At 68.1% G+C, this 15,039-nt stretch carries 20 protein-coding genes; 9 read left to right on the top strand and 11 right to left on the bottom strand.

Annotation, left to right across the window (positions count from 1 at the left end; translation table 11 throughout):
- Positions 1–46: 46 nt before the first annotated feature.
- The 4 genes from CTB96_RS01365 (at position 47) to CTB96_RS01350 (ending at position 3,759) form a co-directional block, all read left to right on the top strand.
- Positions 47–958 (top strand): alpha/beta hydrolase fold domain-containing protein, encoded by a 912-nt coding sequence (locus CTB96_RS01365; protein WP_110125108.1) that lies wholly within the window; start codon positions 47–49, stop codon positions 956–958.
- A gap of 73 nt (positions 959–1,031) precedes the next feature.
- Positions 1,032–1,871 (top strand): class I SAM-dependent methyltransferase, encoded by an 840-nt coding sequence (locus tag CTB96_RS01360; RefSeq protein ID WP_110125107.1) that lies wholly within the window; start codon positions 1,032–1,034, stop codon positions 1,869–1,871.
- A gap of 69 nt (positions 1,872–1,940) precedes the next feature.
- Positions 1,941–3,497 (top strand): Kelch repeat-containing protein, encoded by a 1,557-nt coding sequence (locus CTB96_RS01355; protein WP_146215723.1) that lies wholly within the window; start codon positions 1,941–1,943, stop codon positions 3,495–3,497.
- Positions 3,498–3,531: 34 nt separating this feature from the next.
- A complete protein-coding gene (locus CTB96_RS01350) occupies positions 3,532–3,759 on the top strand; it encodes a hypothetical protein (protein ID WP_110125105.1) in 228 nt (75 codons plus the stop codon).
- A 23-nt stretch (positions 3,760–3,782) separates the two neighbouring features.
- Here CTB96_RS01350 and CTB96_RS01345 read toward each other — a convergent pair whose 3' ends face one another.
- The 7 genes from CTB96_RS01345 to CTB96_RS01325 all read right to left on the bottom strand — a co-directional run bounded on the left by CTB96_RS01345 (position 3,783) and on the right by CTB96_RS01325 (position 7,010).
- On the bottom strand, positions 3,783–3,986 hold the full coding sequence (locus CTB96_RS01345) for a hypothetical protein (protein ID WP_110125104.1): 204 nt from the start codon (positions 3,984–3,986) through the stop codon (positions 3,783–3,785).
- Positions 3,987–4,060: 74 nt separating this feature from the next.
- On the bottom strand, positions 4,061–4,237 hold the full coding sequence (locus CTB96_RS20430; protein ID WP_181397093.1) for a hypothetical protein: 177 nt from the start codon (positions 4,235–4,237) through the stop codon (positions 4,061–4,063).
- On the bottom strand, positions 4,238–4,939 hold the full coding sequence (locus CTB96_RS01340; RefSeq protein ID WP_219993189.1) for a formylglycine-generating enzyme family protein: 702 nt from the start codon (positions 4,937–4,939) through the stop codon (positions 4,238–4,240). It lies immediately after the preceding gene.
- A gap of 60 nt (positions 4,940–4,999) precedes the next feature.
- The gene (locus CTB96_RS01335; RefSeq protein ID WP_110125103.1) at positions 5,000–5,665 is read right to left on the bottom strand and encodes a CG0192-related protein; all 666 of its coding nucleotides are present in this window, start codon (positions 5,663–5,665) and stop codon (positions 5,000–5,002) included.
- Positions 5,666–5,691: 26 nt separating this feature from the next.
- A complete protein-coding gene (locus CTB96_RS01330) occupies positions 5,692–6,327 on the bottom strand; it encodes a hypothetical protein (RefSeq protein ID WP_146215722.1) in 636 nt (211 codons plus the stop codon).
- A gap of 23 nt (positions 6,328–6,350) precedes the next feature.
- A complete protein-coding gene (locus CTB96_RS20425; protein ID WP_181397092.1) occupies positions 6,351–6,494 on the bottom strand; it encodes a hypothetical protein in 144 nt (47 codons plus the stop codon).
- A gap of 30 nt (positions 6,495–6,524) precedes the next feature.
- Positions 6,525–7,010, bottom strand: coding sequence for a hypothetical protein (locus tag CTB96_RS01325; RefSeq protein ID WP_146215721.1), 486 nt, complete (start codon positions 7,008–7,010; stop codon positions 6,525–6,527).
- A gap of 37 nt (positions 7,011–7,047) precedes the next feature.
- Here CTB96_RS01325 and ypfJ point away from each other — a divergent pair, with 37 nt between their 5' ends.
- Positions 7,048–7,929, top strand: coding sequence for a KPN_02809 family neutral zinc metallopeptidase (ypfJ, locus tag CTB96_RS01320; RefSeq protein WP_110125100.1), 882 nt, complete (start codon positions 7,048–7,050; stop codon positions 7,927–7,929).
- A 4-nt stretch (positions 7,930–7,933) separates the two neighbouring features.
- Here ypfJ and CTB96_RS01315 read toward each other — a convergent pair whose 3' ends face one another.
- Positions 7,934–8,119 carry a YegP family protein gene (locus tag CTB96_RS01315; RefSeq protein ID WP_110125099.1) on the bottom strand — a complete coding sequence of 62 codons (186 nt, stop codon included), beginning with the start codon at positions 8,117–8,119 and terminating at the stop codon, positions 7,934–7,936.
- A gap of 35 nt (positions 8,120–8,154) precedes the next feature.
- Complete coding sequence (locus tag CTB96_RS01310) at positions 8,155–8,829, bottom strand: TetR/AcrR family transcriptional regulator (RefSeq protein ID WP_110125098.1); 675 nt, start codon at positions 8,827–8,829, stop codon at positions 8,155–8,157.
- Positions 8,830–8,945: 116 nt separating this feature from the next.
- On the opposite strand from CTB96_RS01310, the gene CTB96_RS01305 reads away from it, so the two are divergent.
- Positions 8,946–10,460 (top strand): MFS transporter, encoded by a 1,515-nt coding sequence (locus CTB96_RS01305; RefSeq protein ID WP_110125097.1) that lies wholly within the window; start codon positions 8,946–8,948, stop codon positions 10,458–10,460.
- Between the two features lie 42 nt (positions 10,461–10,502).
- Here the strand turns inward: CTB96_RS01305 and CTB96_RS01300 are convergent, their stop codons facing one another.
- The gene (locus tag CTB96_RS01300) at positions 10,503–11,471 is read right to left on the bottom strand and encodes an EamA family transporter (protein WP_110125096.1); all 969 of its coding nucleotides are present in this window, start codon (positions 11,469–11,471) and stop codon (positions 10,503–10,505) included.
- Positions 11,472–11,553: 82 nt separating this feature from the next.
- On the opposite strand from CTB96_RS01300, the gene CTB96_RS01295 reads away from it, so the two are divergent.
- Positions 11,554–12,108: a CGNR zinc finger domain-containing protein gene (locus tag CTB96_RS01295; protein ID WP_110125095.1), complete on the top strand. Its 555-nt coding sequence runs from the start codon at positions 11,554–11,556 to the stop codon at positions 12,106–12,108.
- 18 nt (positions 12,109–12,126) lie between these two features.
- Here CTB96_RS01295 and CTB96_RS01290 read toward each other — a convergent pair whose 3' ends face one another.
- Entirely contained in the window at positions 12,127–14,124 is a 1,998-nt protein-coding gene (locus CTB96_RS01290) for an ABC1 kinase family protein (protein WP_110125094.1), read from the bottom strand.
- Positions 14,125–14,230: 106 nt separating this feature from the next.
- Here CTB96_RS01290 and CTB96_RS01285 point away from each other — a divergent pair, with 106 nt between their 5' ends.
- Both CTB96_RS01285 and CTB96_RS01280 read left to right on the top strand, forming a co-directional pair.
- Entirely contained in the window at positions 14,231–14,665 is a 435-nt protein-coding gene (locus tag CTB96_RS01285; RefSeq protein ID WP_110125093.1) for a hypothetical protein, read from the top strand.
- Positions 14,658–14,987 (top strand): DHCW motif cupin fold protein, encoded by a 330-nt coding sequence (locus tag CTB96_RS01280; RefSeq protein ID WP_110125092.1) that lies wholly within the window; start codon positions 14,658–14,660, stop codon positions 14,985–14,987. Before CTB96_RS01285 ends, CTB96_RS01280 begins: the two co-directional genes overlap by 8 nt.
- Positions 14,988–15,039: the final 52 nt, after the last annotated feature.

Genomic DNA, 15,039 nt, shown 5'->3' with positions numbered 1-15,039 from the left:
TCAGCCGCACATCCGTTTTTCGACCTGACCTTGCAGAATGTAAGGCATGGCCGTCGTACCCAGCAACCTCATTGCCCCCGCCCTCCGCCTGATGCGCGCCAACCGCGTCTTCGTCACGGCCGATGGGGCGCGCCGGCGGGTGCGGGAACTCGAACTGCGGCCGACCCCCTACGGCCCACCGAGCCGGCTGCGCCGGGACGTGCGGGTGGAGGTCACCAACCGGGGCTGGCCGGTCTACACCATCACCCCCTTCGGCAGCACACCCGCCGGCAGTGTGGTCTACGTGCACGGCGGCGGCTGGGTCAATCAGATCGTCGGCCAGCACTGGCATCTCGCGGCGCAGATCGCCGCCGAGGCGAACACCACCGTCACCGTTCCGATCTACCCGCTGGTGCCGTTCGGAACCGCCGCGGCCGTGGCGGCCGGTGTCGTCGATCTGGTGCGACAGAACCTCGAACGGTATGGCACGACCTGCCTCGCCGGGGATTCCGCCGGCGGACAGATCGCCCTCTCGACCGCACTCGCCCTGCGCGACGGGCACAACATCACCCTGCCCGAAACCGTGCTGATCTCCCCGGCCCTCGACCTCAGCTGGAGCAATCCGCGCATCCCGGCCGTGCAGCCGAGCGACCCTTGGCTCGCCACTCCCGGCGGAGAGGTGCTTGCCGATCTCTGGAAGGGCGACAGCGACATCCTGGACCCGGTGGTGAGCCCGTTGATGGGCGATCTGGCCGGGCTCGGACCGATCACCCTGTTCAGCGGAACCTGGGACGTGCTCAACCCCGACGCCCACCTGCTGGTAGCGAAAGCTGCCGCTGCGGGAGTCGACCTCGACTTCCACGAGCACGACGGACAGGTACATGTCTACCCACTGCTGCCCACCACGGTGGGCAGCGATGCTCGCGCCGCCATCGTGCAAAAAATGCGGCGCGCAGTCACGGTGCCGCTCGAAGCCTGACCGCACTGGCGCCGCCGACCGGCTGGCCAGTAGTCTGGTGGGCTCGCCTTCGCCGAGCAGGATGAGGGTGACCATGCAGGAGTATCTCGACACCAACCGCGCCAACTGGGACGACCGCGCATCGGTGCACGCCGCCCGCACCGGGCTGGGCTACGGCGTGCAGCGATACGTCGACGATCACGCGTTGTTGTCGGACGTGGTGCGGTTCGACCTCGACCGGCTGGGCGACATCACGGGCCTGCGCACCGTTCACCTGCAGTGCCACATCGGCACCGACACGCTTTCGTTGGCGCGGCTGGGCGCCCGCGTCACCGGGCTGGACTTCTCGCCGGTGGCCCTGGCAGAGGCGCGAACGCTCGTGGCGGAGACCGGTGACGGCGTTGACTTCGTCGAATCCGATGTGTACTCGGCACTGTCGGTGCTCGAGCCGGCCAGTTTCGACCTGGTCTACACGGGCATCGGCGCGCTGTGCTGGCTGCCGAGCATCGACCGCTGGGCCGCCGTGGTGGCCGGGTTGCTGGCCCCGGGTGGGCGCCTGTTCCTGCGGGAGGGGCATCCGGTGCTCTGGGCCATGGATGAACGACTCGATGACGACCTGCACCTGCGGTTCCCCTATTTTGAGCAGGCCGAACCGTTGGCCTGGGACGACAGCTCCACCTACGTGGCCACCGATCGACCTCTGACCGCAACGAAGACCTACGAGTGGAACCACGGGCTCGGCGAGATCGTGACCGCGCTCTTGAACGCCGGGCTCACCCTGACCATGCTGATCGAGCACGACAGCGTGCCCTGGGAGGCGCTGCCCGGGCAGATGGTCGGGCGCGCCGACGGCGAGTTCGCTCTGGATGCGTTGGCGGGTGTGGCGCCGCTCAGCTACACGATCCAGGCCGTGAAGGCGGCCGACCCGCTCTAGAAGGTGTACTTCGGGAACCGGACGACACCGCGCGGACATTCCCTAGTACGAAACATCTGAGGGGTACCGATGAGGCGACACGGCGTGTGGTTCACGATCGCGACAGTGGCGACGCTGGCCCTGAGCGGCTGCGGGACTGGCGCGGCCGGACTGGCCGGCCCCAGCCCATCCGCCGCACCCTTCCCGATGTTCACCGACGGGTTGCTCACCTACGAACGGGTGGAACAGCCAGGCGGCGGCTACGTGTCGATGGCGGCACTGTTCGTGGGGACACTCACGTTTGAGAACGGCTGCCTCCGGGTCGGCGGCGACCCGCTTATCTTTCCCGCCGATCTCACCACCTGGGATGGCACCACACTGACCGTGGATGGCTTGGAATACCAGGTGGGCGACCGGATGGCGGCTGGCGGCGGCCAGTTGCACGACGTCGTGCTCCCCGCCGAGGTGCGCGAGCACTGCGGTGAGCACGCCCCGGTTCTGGTGGGCGGTGTCGACGCGGAGGTGCCCGACCCGCTCGTGGCACCCGATCTTCCGCCCGACGAGGCCTGGGGTGAGCTTCCCGAGAGCCCGCTGGCGGCCCGGCGCGCCAGTGTGGGCGCCTGGGTCGGCGACAGCTTTGTGATCGTGGGCGGCTGGACGGACCAACCCTGCCTTCCGACGGCGGATTGCGCCTATCGCGAGTCGGCGCAGCGGGACGGCGCAAGCTATGACCCTTACATCGATATGTGGCAGCGGATCGCGACGGCGCCAGTTCCGGTGAGTACCTACAGCTCGGCCGTCGTGGGCAGCGATCTCTATCTGCTCACCTACGATGTCGTCGACGGCGGTCTCCAGGTGGGCACCGATGGCCAGATAGTGGTTTCCTTCCTGCGTTACGACAGCGAGGCGGATGCGTGGAGCGTTCTGCCGTCGCCGCCCTCACCCGGGGCGCTCGTCGCGGCCGGCGACAGGGTGCTCGCTATCACGGGGTCCGACGAGAACGTCGTCGGCGCCGATGCGGTCTTCGACCCGGCCACGCAGATGTGGTCGGCGCTGCCCGACGATCCGCTCGGCCCGAGCTACGACCGCGGGGCTGCCTGGCTGAATGGTTCCTTGTTGCTCAGCGCGAAGCGTCTTGTCGACAACCCCGACTCCGCGGCGCCTTCGCTGGTGCGACTGGCCTCACTGGACAGCACCCTCACGACGTGGACGGAGCTGCCCGAGAGCGACATCACGGGACTTGGTCCGCTTGCGGTCGCCGGTCTGGGGGTGTTTCCCTTTTACGGCACCGACAGCACCGGAGCAGCCGTGCGACCCGGCGAGCGCCCTTACGAGGAGGCCGGGATCTTCAACCCAGACGACCAGACGTGGACCGCCATGCCGGAGCTACCCGGCGGTGCTCCGCTCAACGAGTACGCCAATGGCAGTGCGCCCCAGGCAGTCGGCGACCGGGTACTGATCGGCGTTCGCTTTCTGGTCGACCCCGTGACCCGCGCGATCACCGAGCTCCCCCAGCAACCGTGGACCGACCGGTCCGAAGCCACCGTGATCACCGGGCCCGACAGCATCCTGGTCTGGGGCGGAGTGACCTACGACGACGATCCTGCCGGCGCAAACCATTCCGACGGCTACCTGCTGGGCCTCTAAGAGAGACCTACGCCCGCAGACGTAGAATCGTGCCATGACAGAGCTCTGGTTTGGAGTGTTCCTGGTTGTCGGCGTGGCCGGCGTCATGGTCGCGCTCGGTCTGCTGGCGCACCGGCTGCGCCGCGGCAGTGCGGGTCCCGCTATCGGGGCGGCGATGGCGGCCTACGACCAGGGGATGCACGTCACCGCGTACGACACCTTCGTCGAGACCCAAGAGCAGAGCAGGCGGAAGGTCTCAATTCCAGCGCCGGGCGATCGATAGGGCTTCTCCGCAGCGCATGCCGGTCACGCCCGTTTCGCGGCAGCCAGTGCACCGATCCCGAGCGTGAACACGCCGAATGCGAAAATCATGGGAATCACGGCGACCTCGATCCCGATGGCGAAGACGACCACTGAGGCGACGAACAGGACCACCGCGAACAGCACGCAGGCCCGTCCCGCGAATCGCATGGCGCTGGCCATGCCGCTGGAGATCGGGGTATTGCCCATGGTCGATCTTCGCTGCTCGGGGTGAACAAGGAAAGGCCTACTGGAAAAGATCCGGGGTCGCGCCTCCAGCTGGCTCAGTGCGGCCACAGCCCGGGCACGACAATCACGAGCTTGCAGCGCGGGCAGCGATGGCAGGACTCGAGTCCCTCGGCGGTGTCGACACCGTCGGGCGTCATCTCGGTACTGCAGGCCGGGCAGGCGGGCCCGGGTTCGTCGAAAGCCTCTAGCTCCTCGAGATCGTCGTCATCCACTCATTCAGTGTGCGGCATCCCGGGCAAGCTCCGAACGAGGCGGAACCCGACATCGTCTATGCGCAGGCCGGGGTAGCTGCCGCGGCGCACCGACGCGCGGCAGCTCCAGTGCTGGTCGAACCAGCCACCGCCGCGAAGCACGCGGTACGTGCCGTAACGATCGGGATCGGGATCGGAGAAATCCCAGCACCACTCCCACACGCTGCCCAAGATATCGTGCAGACCCCACGCGTTCGGCTGTTTGCCACCTACCTCGTGCGGGCGTTCGTCGGAGTTGCCGCGGTACCAAGCGATCTCGTCGAGCTCGCCGTAGCGGGGGCCGGCCGTTCCGGCTCGGCAGGCGTACTCCCATTCGGCCTCACTGGGCAACCGATAGCCGTCAGCCGAGGTCTCCCACACCGCGGTGCCATCGACTTCGTCCCCGGCCAGGCTGTACACCGGGGTGAGGCCGGACCGCTCCGACAGGGTGTTGCAGAATCGCACCGCGTCCCACCACGACACGCCCTCGACCGGCAACCGCTCCCCCGTGACCGCCGCCGGCCACTGGCCCGTGACCTGCGCGTATTCCTCTTGCGTCAGCGGATGCGCCGCGATCTCGAAGGAGGCGACATCGGCGATCCAGCTGCGCCGGGTGCGGGCGTCCGTCATGGTCACCTTGCCCGCGGGGATCGCGAGCAGAGGGGGCAGGGCATTGAGGGGCATGCCTGCACGCTATCGCTGCCGCGCGGTCAGCCTCGGATTGTTACCGGCGCCCGGTCGTCCTTAGGCGCCGACCAGCACGAGGGTGCGCAGGTCGGGCTGGCCCGGCCAGGTTCCGGCGAGAACCTCGTGATCGCGGGACTCGTCGACTTCGGCCGCCAGCGCGTCGTCATCGCCGAGCACCCGGGCGATGACCAGCTGCAACGGGCCGGCGGTCACGACCGTCACGCCGGCGCCCTGACGGCTGCTGATCTCGCCGACCGCGGGCAACGGCACATTCGGGGAGCCGGGAGTACCGCTGCCGGCCACCACGGCCGTGGGCTCACGCACGACCCGCTCACCGTCGATCTCCACGAATTGTTCCGCCTGATGACCGCCGGCCAACACCGTGGTCGCCACGGCGGCGAGGTACGCGGGGTCCCCGGCACCGTCGTAGACCCAACGCTCACCGAGCACCGAGTGCTGCGTGGTACCGACCAGAGCGGCCTCGGCGCCTTCGAGCGGGGCGTCGCGGTAGGTCACCGGCACCTGCAGCACGGGGCCGTCGCCGGCGCGCACCAGAATCGTCTCGATGCCTACCTCCCCGTCAGGGTCGTCGAACCGGTACGCACCGAGGTTGGTGAGCTCGGCGCCGGCCTCCCCCACGAACCATGGTTGGGTGGGCACCCACGCGGTGAGGAGTTCGATCTTGGTGGGCTGCATGCTTGCCTGGTAATGGAGAAATGCCATGCCCCGATCCTAGGTCGAGTGGCCGACTAGGTCGCCTTCCAAAGCGCTGACTGCACGATCGTGGTGCCCTCGCCCCATTGTTCGTCGAAGAACCGCTGCACGGAACCGTCGTCGTAGATTACGTCGATCACAAGGTAACCGTTGTAGACACCGGAGCCGAGCAAGGTGATCTCCGACCAGTCCGGCACACCGCTCGGAAAATAGCTGGCCATCTCCTCCTGATACCGCTCAAGCTCCGCCGCGCTGCTCGTTCCGGCCTCGCCGTCCACTCGCGGGTCCTGTCGCGCGTAAGGGTCGTCACGGGACACGGGGATTGGCGGCTGGGTCACGGTGAAACCGCCACCGTCGTAGATCCCCGTGACGGCGTATATGCCCCAGGTAACTCCCGCCGCCGACTCAGATTCCTTGGCCGTCGCCCAGTCCCAGCCCGTCACCGCCGGGCCGCCGCATTGAGGCGGCAACGATGCTTCGATGAGGCCGAAACACACCTTGGGCTCCTCGCCGTCCTTCTCCAGGACCACAGCCTGACCGGTGAGCTCCTCGGTCGAGCTCGGTTGCGGCAGACCGCCGGGGCCGGATGGAGCGGTGCTGGCCGTGCATCCGCCCATGACGAGCAGACCGGCGGTGATGCCCACGAGTGAAACGGAGCCTCGGATCCTCATGCAGCGAAGTGTGGCACGACCGGTCAGTCGGTGTCACGCAGCGCCGACTGAACCGCGACGACGCCCTCGCCCCACTGCTGGTCGAAGAAGTCCTGGATGGTGCCGTCGTCGTAGATCACGGTGACCCAGAGATAACCGTTTTGGGGCCAGTCGGTGAGCACCACCACGTCAGACCAGTCGGATGCGACGGCCGGGTTTTAGTCGGCGGCGTGCAGCTCGTCCTGGTAGCGCTGCAGGGCGGCCTCGTCGCTTCGACCGGCGTTGGCCTCGTCGAGCCGCGGGTCGAGCACGGCGAGCGGATCATAGAGAGACAGTGGCACGGGTGTGCCGGTCACCGTGAATTCGCTGGCGTCCCAGGTTCCGGTGATGGCGTAGCTGCCCCAGGTGACCCCGGATGCGGTCTCGGATTGTTCTACGGCCGCCCAGTCCCAGCCCACGATCGGCGGGCCACCGCAGAGGGGCGGGTACGACTCCGCGACGCCGCCCAGGCAGAGCTGGGGCGCCTCGCCGTCATTCTGCAGCACGGTGGCCTGGGCAAGTACCTCGCCGGCGGCGGCCGGGCGCGGGAAACTGCCCGGCGTGGCTGGAACACCGCCTGCCGGTGCTGCCATGCCGGCGCATCCGCTCAGCGCGAGCACACCGGCCGCGACCACGGCGAGAGCGAGCAAACCACGTGTTCCCATGAACGAAGTTTCGCAGGGAATCGCTTATTGTCTAGGGATGACTTTCAACGACGATGCCAAGTACTCGGGCAAGGGCGTGCGCAAATCGGGCCGCCGCACCGGCCTCGCCGTCGGCGGTGGCGGGCTGGGCCTCGTCGCGATCGTGCTGCTCTCCCAACTGCTCGGCGTTGACCTGACCGGCCTCGTGGGCGGCGGCACGGCCGGTACCAGCCAGAGCGAGGACACCGCGCTGACGAACTGCGACACCGGCGCCGATGCCAACGTCGACGTCGAGTGCCGGGTCGGCTTCACCCGCGACTCCCTCGAGGACTACTGGTCCGAGCAGGCCCCAGCGATGGGCATCGCCTACGTCTCCCCCACGATCAACCTGTTCGCCGGCTCGGTCGATACCGGCTGCGGCGGCGCCACAAGCGCGGTAGGGCCGTTCTACTGCCCCGCCGACCAGCAGATCTACCTCGACACCGCGTTCTACGACGAGCTGCGCACCCAGTTCGGCGCCACCGCGGGCCCGCTCTCGCAGTTGTATGTGGTCGGGCACGAGTGGGGCCACCACATTCAGAACCTCGCGGGCACGTTCGCGACCGCTGACACGTCGCAGACCGGCCCCGCGTCCGACGCGGTGCGCCTCGAAGTGCAGGCCGACTGTTTCGCCGGCGCGTGGCTCGGCGCTGCCGCCCAGACCACGGATGCCTCTGGCACCCCACTCCTCGACCCGATCACCGACGCCCAGGTGGCGGATGCGCTGAACGCGGCATCCGCCATCGGCGACGACCGCATCCAGGAGAAGACCCAGGGGCAGGTCAACCCGGAGACCTGGACCCACGGCTCGGGCGAGATGCGCCAGAAGTGGTTCCAGACCGGTTATTCGAACGGGGCCGAAGCCTGCGACACGTTCGCCCTGGCCGACACCGAGCTGTAGCGGGCTACTTCGGTTCGGTGAGGTCGACGACCTTGCCCTTGGCGTCGGCCTTGACCACATCGATGCCCTTGAGGGCAGCGGCCTTGGTCTGGTAGCTCTCGGAGGTCATGAGGACCTCGCCGTTGTGCGCTTTGAGCTTGAAGACATACCCACCGGATCGGTCTGCAGTCAATTCATACTTGCCGGACATGACACGCTCTCTTCGTCGAGATGGAACTCCGCCGGCTACGAGGCCGGTGGCTGAACCTTACCGCGCTGCGCTGGGTCCCCGCCGACCAGGCCGAGCGCCGGAAGGAGCACGCCGTCGATGAGGGAGATGAGAAAGTCCCGGTCAACGGGCTTACGTTCGATCAGGGTGCGGTAGGCGGCCATCGACGGGGTGACCAGGGCGAGCGTCTCGATGTCACACTGCGGCGAGATCTCTCCCCGGTCGATGGCGCGCTGCATCAGGAACCGGTTCGCGGTCGCGCGCGGCTTGGCGATGGCGTTGTTGGCGGCATCGGCGAGTTCGGGAGCGGTCGAGAGCATCGACATCAGCCCGGCCATGATCTGCATCTTCTTCTCGGCCTCCTGAATGGAGCGCGGCTTGATCATTGCCACGAGGTCGCCACGCAGAGTGCCGGTGTCGGGCAGGTGAGCGACGTCGAGGTCACCCATCTTCATGCACGCGACGGCGTCGATCACGAGTTCGTTCTTCGACGGCCAGCGTCGGTACAGCGTGGCCTTGCCCGCCTTCGCCCGGGTGGCGACCATGTCGATGGTCATGCCGTCGAAGCCGGTCTCGGCGAGCACCTCGATCGCCGCGGCCAGAATCTCGGGGTCACGGGTGTGGTCACGCCTGCGGCCCAGCTTGGTCTCGGCCGCAGCGGCACCACTCTCACCGAGTTCGAGCTGCGTCATGACGGCCTTTCCATTGTGTCCGCGAGGTGAATCCTGTACTAACTCAAATGTTACCGGAGCGTAAATTCGGGAATCCTGAGATCCGGAACTCCACAGTATCGTATAGAGTCGCGTTCATGCCTAAAACCATCCAAGCCCCGTCGACCGCGACGAGCACCCCCGTGCCACACTCCCGCCGGTGGTGGACCCTCAGCGTGGTCGCGCTCGCCCAGCTCATGGTCGTCCTCGATTCCACCGTCGTGAACATCGCCCTTCCCGCCGCCCAGGCCGACCTCGGCTTCTCCAACGGCGACCGCCAGTGGATCATCACGGCCTATTCCCTCGCCTTCGCCAGCCTCCTGCTGCTCGGCGGCCGGCTCTCCGACCTGATCGGCCGCAAGCGCACCTTCATCATCGGCCTGATCGGCTTCGCGGTCGCCTCCGCCCTCGGTGGCGCGTCCGACAGCTTCGGCTGGCTTGTTGCCGCCCGCGCCCTGCAGGGTGCCTTCGGCGCGCTGCTGGCTCCCACCGCCTTGGCCGTGCTCACGACCACCTTCACCATTCCCAAGGAACGCGCCCGCGCGTTCGGTGTCTTCGGCGCGATCGCCGGCGCCGGTGGTGCCGTGGGCCTCCTGCTCGGCGGGTTCCTCACCGAGTACTTCGACTGGCGCTGGAACCTCTACATCAACGTCTTCATCGCGATCGTCGGGGTTATCGGCGCCGCCATCTTCGTCGACCACCTGCAGCGCACCGGGCCCCGCCCCAAGCTCGACATCCCCGGCACGATCCTGGTCTCCGCGGCGCTATTCGGCCTGGTCTTCGGGTTCTCCAACGCCGAAACGGATGGCTGGGACTCGCCGCTCACCTGGGGCATGCTCGCGGGCGCCGTCGTGCTGCTCGTCGCGTTCGTGCTGTGGCAGCGGAAGGCCGCGCATCCGCTGCTGCCGCTGGCGATCGTGCTCGACCGCAACCGCGGCGCCGCCTACCTCTCGGTGATGATCGCCGGTGCCGGCATGTTCGGCATCTTCCTCTTCGTCACCTACTACCTGCAGGTCTCGCTCGGCTTCACGCCGATGCAGACCGGCTTCTCGTTCCTGCCGATGATCGCCATGCTCGTGCTCGCGGCGCAGCTGTCGACGAACATCTTCGTGCCGCGGTTCGGACCCAAGATCATGGTGCCGTTCGGCATGAGCCTGGGCGTGATCGGCATGATCCTGCTCACCAACCTCAACCTCGACAGCACCTACGCGGCCAACGTGCTGCCACCGCTGCTGATCCTCGGCTTCGCCATGGGCTCGATCATGCCCGCATCGATGCAGACCGCCACCCTCGGCGTCGACCGGCAGTTCGCCGGGGTCGCCTCTGCGATGGTGAACACCAGCCAGCAGGTCGGTGGCTCCATCGGCACGGCCCTGCTGAACACCCTGGCGGCCACCGCGGCGGCCGACTACGTGGCCGCGCACCTGCCGGCCACGGCCGAAGTGGCCGCCCAGGCCGCGGTGAACAGCTACGCGGTCGCCTACTGGTGGGGCGCCGGCTTCTTCGCCGTCGGTGGCATCATCGCCGCGCTGCTCTTCCGCCGGATGGGCCACGGCCTGTCCCTGGCGAACGCGCACACGGCCGCCGACGCCGACCCGGTGGTCGCCCACTAGGCAGGCGCACCAAAACTCCGCGGGGCCCGACGCCCCGGCCCGCTAGCTGCGGACCGGGGCGTCGCGTACGTCCAGCGGCACCACGGCGGCCGGCTCGAGCGCGGCATCCGTCTTCTCGGAGCGCACGAACGCGATGCCCACCAGAATCAGCAGGCCGCCGAACAGCTGCGGCACGGTGAGCTGCTCGCCGAGCAGCAGCCAGGCGTAGAACGTGGCCGCCACCACCTCGAGCAGGCCGACGAACGACGCCAACCGGGAACCGAGCATCTCGCTGGCCGCGATGCTGGTGGAGTAGGCGATGGCGGTCGCCACGACGCCGATGATCACCAGCGGCAGCCACCACGGCACCTCGGCACCGAACATCGGCACGTCGGCGGTGGACGTGGTGAACGGCACTAAGCCCGACAGGCCGATGAGGCCGAGGAGCACACCGCCCAGGAGTAGTCCGAAGGCAGCCAGCGCTACCGCCGGCAGGCCCTCACTGGGTTGCGCGGCCACCACGTAATAGATCGCGCAGCCCACCATCGCCAGCAGCGCCAGGATGAGGCCGAGCACGTCGAAACTGTTCGACCCGCCGGGAGACACCACCAGCACCAGGCCGCCGAGGGCAATCACCGAACCGATGAGCACCACGGCCTTGGGGCTGCGCCGGGTGCGTGCCCACGCCCAACCCACCAGCAACAGGGGCGCCATGTACTCGATCAGCACGGCGGTCCCGACCGGAATCCGCTCGATCGCGGCGAAGTAGACCAGCTGGGTGCCGGCCACGCCGATCAGAGCCATCGCCAGCACCCGCCAGCGGGCGCGCCAGAGCAACGCCCACTTGCCGCGTAGCGCGATCGCGGCCACCGGGGCAAGCACGATGCCGCCGATCAGCACCCGCACGGTGACCGCAGCGGCCGGGCTCCAGCCGCTCTCCAGGAGCGGCTTGGCGAGGGCGCCGGACAGCCCGAAGGTGGCCGCAGCGACCAGCGCGATCACCAGGCCGAGGGAGGTAGACGAGCGGTTCATGCGGGCTCCAGGCGGACTGCGTCGTGGGGACATTGCGGGTGGGGTCAGGTTGAAGATAATCTGGTCTCAGTAAGGAGTCAATTTGCATTTTGCCCCTGACACCGAGGCGAGTCTGGCGTTCACCGTGGACCTGGCCAATACCGTCGCCGGCGCGACCAAAAATGGTCTGGATGAGCTCACCACCTCTGCCCACCTGACGACCCTTTTTCTGACCCATCGCTTCTCCGGCCGGCTGGATCAGGACGACGCCGAGCTGGCCGAGGTGCGGGTCGCCCGCGACCTGCTTCGACGCATCTGGCTGCTCGAACGTGACGACGCGGCGCTCGAGGTGAACACGATGTTGCTCTCCGCCCTGGCCCGGCCACGGCTGATGCGCCACGACGGGCTCGACTGGCACCTGCACGCCACCGACCCGGAGGCACCGCTGGCCGAACGCATCCGGGTGGAGGTGGCGCTGGCCCTCGTCGATGTCATCCGCACCGACGAGACCGGCCGGCTGCGCGCCTGCGCGGCCGAGGACTGCGACGGGATCCTGGTGGACCTGTCCCGCAACGGCTCCAAACGGTTCTGCAGCATCCGCTGCGGCAACCGGATGAACATGATCGCGTTCCGGGAACGGGCCGCGCACGACGCCTAGCCGCGGCAGCCGGCGCGGTCAGTTCGTTCGGCGCAGGAACACCTGACGCAGCGCCCGAATCAGCAGGATGAATCCCACGAGTCCGATCGTGGATCCGAGGAAGGCGAAGAGCTGCACCCCCGGCACGAGCTCCGGACCGGAATCGGAGACCACGAGCACGATGCCCAAGGTGGCCGCCGCGATGCCGATCAGGGCACCGACGGATTCGACCACGATCGACGTGAGCCAGGACCTGTCGTCGGGCTCGGCGAAGGCACGGATGCGCACGCTGAACGTGCCGTCTTCCAGCCCGGCGGTGATCGCTTCCAGCCGCCGCGGCAGGCGCCGGACCGTCGCGCGCAGCACGGCGCCCTGCGCCTGCACCGATCCGAGCAGAGTCCGCGGGGTCACCAGCCGGCGCAGGAAGTGCGGCACCCGGTCGAGGGCGTTGTCCACCATGTCGAAGTCCGGCGCCAGGATCGCCAGGCTCGCCTCGAGCGTGATCAACGCGCGCAGCGCCATGCCCAGTGACGACGGGATGGCGAGGTGGTGTTCGCGAATCGTGTCGAGCATGGCGGAGAAGATCGACCCCTCCGCGCCGCTGTACCGGGTGAGAGTGAGCATGCGCCCCAGGTCGCGTTGCAGGCCAGGGATGTCGGCGTCGGCCGGCGCATCGACCACCAGCAGCAGCGCATCCGTGGTGGCGATGTCGTCGTCGTTCGCCGCCGCCAGCAGCAGCGTCACCAGGCCCTCGCGCATGCTGCGCTCGAGCACACCCACATTGCCGAAGTCGATCAGGCCGAGCCGACCGTCTTGCTGCAGTATCAGGTTGCCCGGGTGCAGGTCGCCGTGGAAGACGCCGCGCACGATCACCTGTTCAAGCACCGCATCGAGCAGCGCTGAGGCGAGCGCCTCCCGCTCCTCGGGCCACAACTCGGCCAACCGCTCCGCCGCAGCGTTCAGCGGCACGCCGTCGATGAGGTCCATGGTGAGCAGCCGCCGGGAACTCGCTGCCGGGTATACCCGCGGCACCACCAGAATGTCGGCGGCGGCCGAAGACGCCACCACGGTGCGGATCTGCTGGGTGCTGGTGAACTCGATTCGGTAGTCGAGCTCGTCGCGCAGCGACCGGGCGAACCCTTCGGCGAGCGCCACCGCCCCGAAATCACGTCCCCAGCTGGTTTGGTTCTCGAAGCGCTGGGCCAGCCGCACGATGATGTCAACGTCGGCCGCCACCTGGGCGCCGGCGCCGGGGCGCTGCACCTTGAGCACCACCGCGGTGCCGTCGAGAAGGGTGCCGGTGTGCACCTGCGCCACGGATGCCGCCGCCAGCGGTACCTCGTTGACCTCGGCGAACACGGTGCCCAGCGGCGCGCCGATCTCGGCTTCGATCACGGTGCGGATCATCGGCCAAGGCAGCGTGGTCGCGCGGGACTGCAGCGAGGAGAGCGCCAGAGTGTAGTTCCGCGGCAGCAGGTCCCGACGGGTGGAAAGCAGCTGGCCGAGCTTGACGAAGGTGACGCCGGCCTCGTTGATCGCCGCGACCAGGGCCGCAGGAGTGCCCCCGCGACGTGCGCGGCCACGCGGCGGCAAGCCGGGCCGCTCATGCAGGATCCAGCCGATACCGTGTTTGGAGAGCAGGGTGAGGATCTGCAGGTAGCGCTTGGTGCGCCGCCGGCGGTGCAGGGCCGCCCGGATCGCATCCACCGGATTCGCCGCTGTGGTGGGCCAGAGCGCCTCGGTGGCCACCAGCAGGGCGATGCCGAAGGCGAAGACCCAGCCGAACGCGAGCGCGACGAACAGCACCACCACCAGGACGGGCGCCCTGAGGGAGCCATCGGTCGCGATCACCCGGGCCTCTGTCGCCACGAAATATGAGAACGGCCAGCTGGCCACGAACACCAGCAGGCCCACCAGAAAAGTGCGCAACCAACCCACGGTGGTGCCGAGCAGCGACCGGGTGGCGAAGCCAACGGACACGGCGAAGACGAACGCCACCAGACCGAACACGATCCACGCCCAGAACGATTCGAACACCCCTGCCCCGCATCCTCTTGCTGCCACTGCGTGCGACTGCCGCTTTGCCGCACAGGTTAGCGCGTGACTAGTGTCGACCTAACCCCGGCGCCCTCAAGGAGACCACATGCTCGGCCGCAAAACCTACACCCACGACGAGATCAACAATGCCCGGTTCGCCCTGGCGGAACAGCTCACTGCCTACGGCACTCTGGTAGCCGAAGCCAACGGCGAGACCGCCCAGGCGGCGTTGGCGGACTTCGAGCCGCTGTTCTTCAACAATCTCGTGCTCGTGCTCGACCGGTTCTTCGTGCACCGGGTGCGCGCGGTCACCGGCAAAGACAGCAACCCGCTCAACGAGGTGGAGCTGATCGCCGAGTCGCTACTGACCAACAACGCCGTGCTGCGCGGCAACGCCGTGATCAAGTACGTGCCGGCGAACACGGTTGTGCGGCTCGAGATCGGCGACGACATCCGGCTCACCGCGGCCGAGTTCGACCGGCTCAGCACCGCCTTCCTTGCCGAGATCGAGGCGCGGATGGGTGTTGACACCGATGCTTGACCCGGCCCTGCCGTTCGCCACCACCAGCTGGGGCACCGTGCCCAGCACAGTTCATGACGGCACGACGGGCGTGGCCACCTGGCGCACAGTGATGATGGGCTCCACTCGCACCCGAATGGTGGAGTACAGCGCCGGCTATGTAGCCGACCACTGGTGCTCACGCGGGCACGTGCTCCTCGTTCTCGAGGGCAGTCTGCGCACCGAGCTCGACGACGGCCGGGTCATCGAGCTCTCGGCGGGCCAGAGCTATTCGGTGTCCACCGACATGGAGGCACACCGGTCGAGCACCGAAACCGGTGCGCGGCTGTTCATCGTGGACTAGCAGTTGCGCCGCCGCCCCCGACCTTGGCAGACTGGAGCGGTCCCATCCCCCA

The organism is Cryobacterium arcticum, from assembly GCF_003185895.1.
In the GTDB taxonomy this organism is placed as follows: domain Bacteria; phylum Actinomycetota; class Actinomycetes; order Actinomycetales; family Microbacteriaceae; genus Cryobacterium; species Cryobacterium arcticum.
This window is presented reverse-complemented; position numbering and strand designations above follow the sequence as displayed.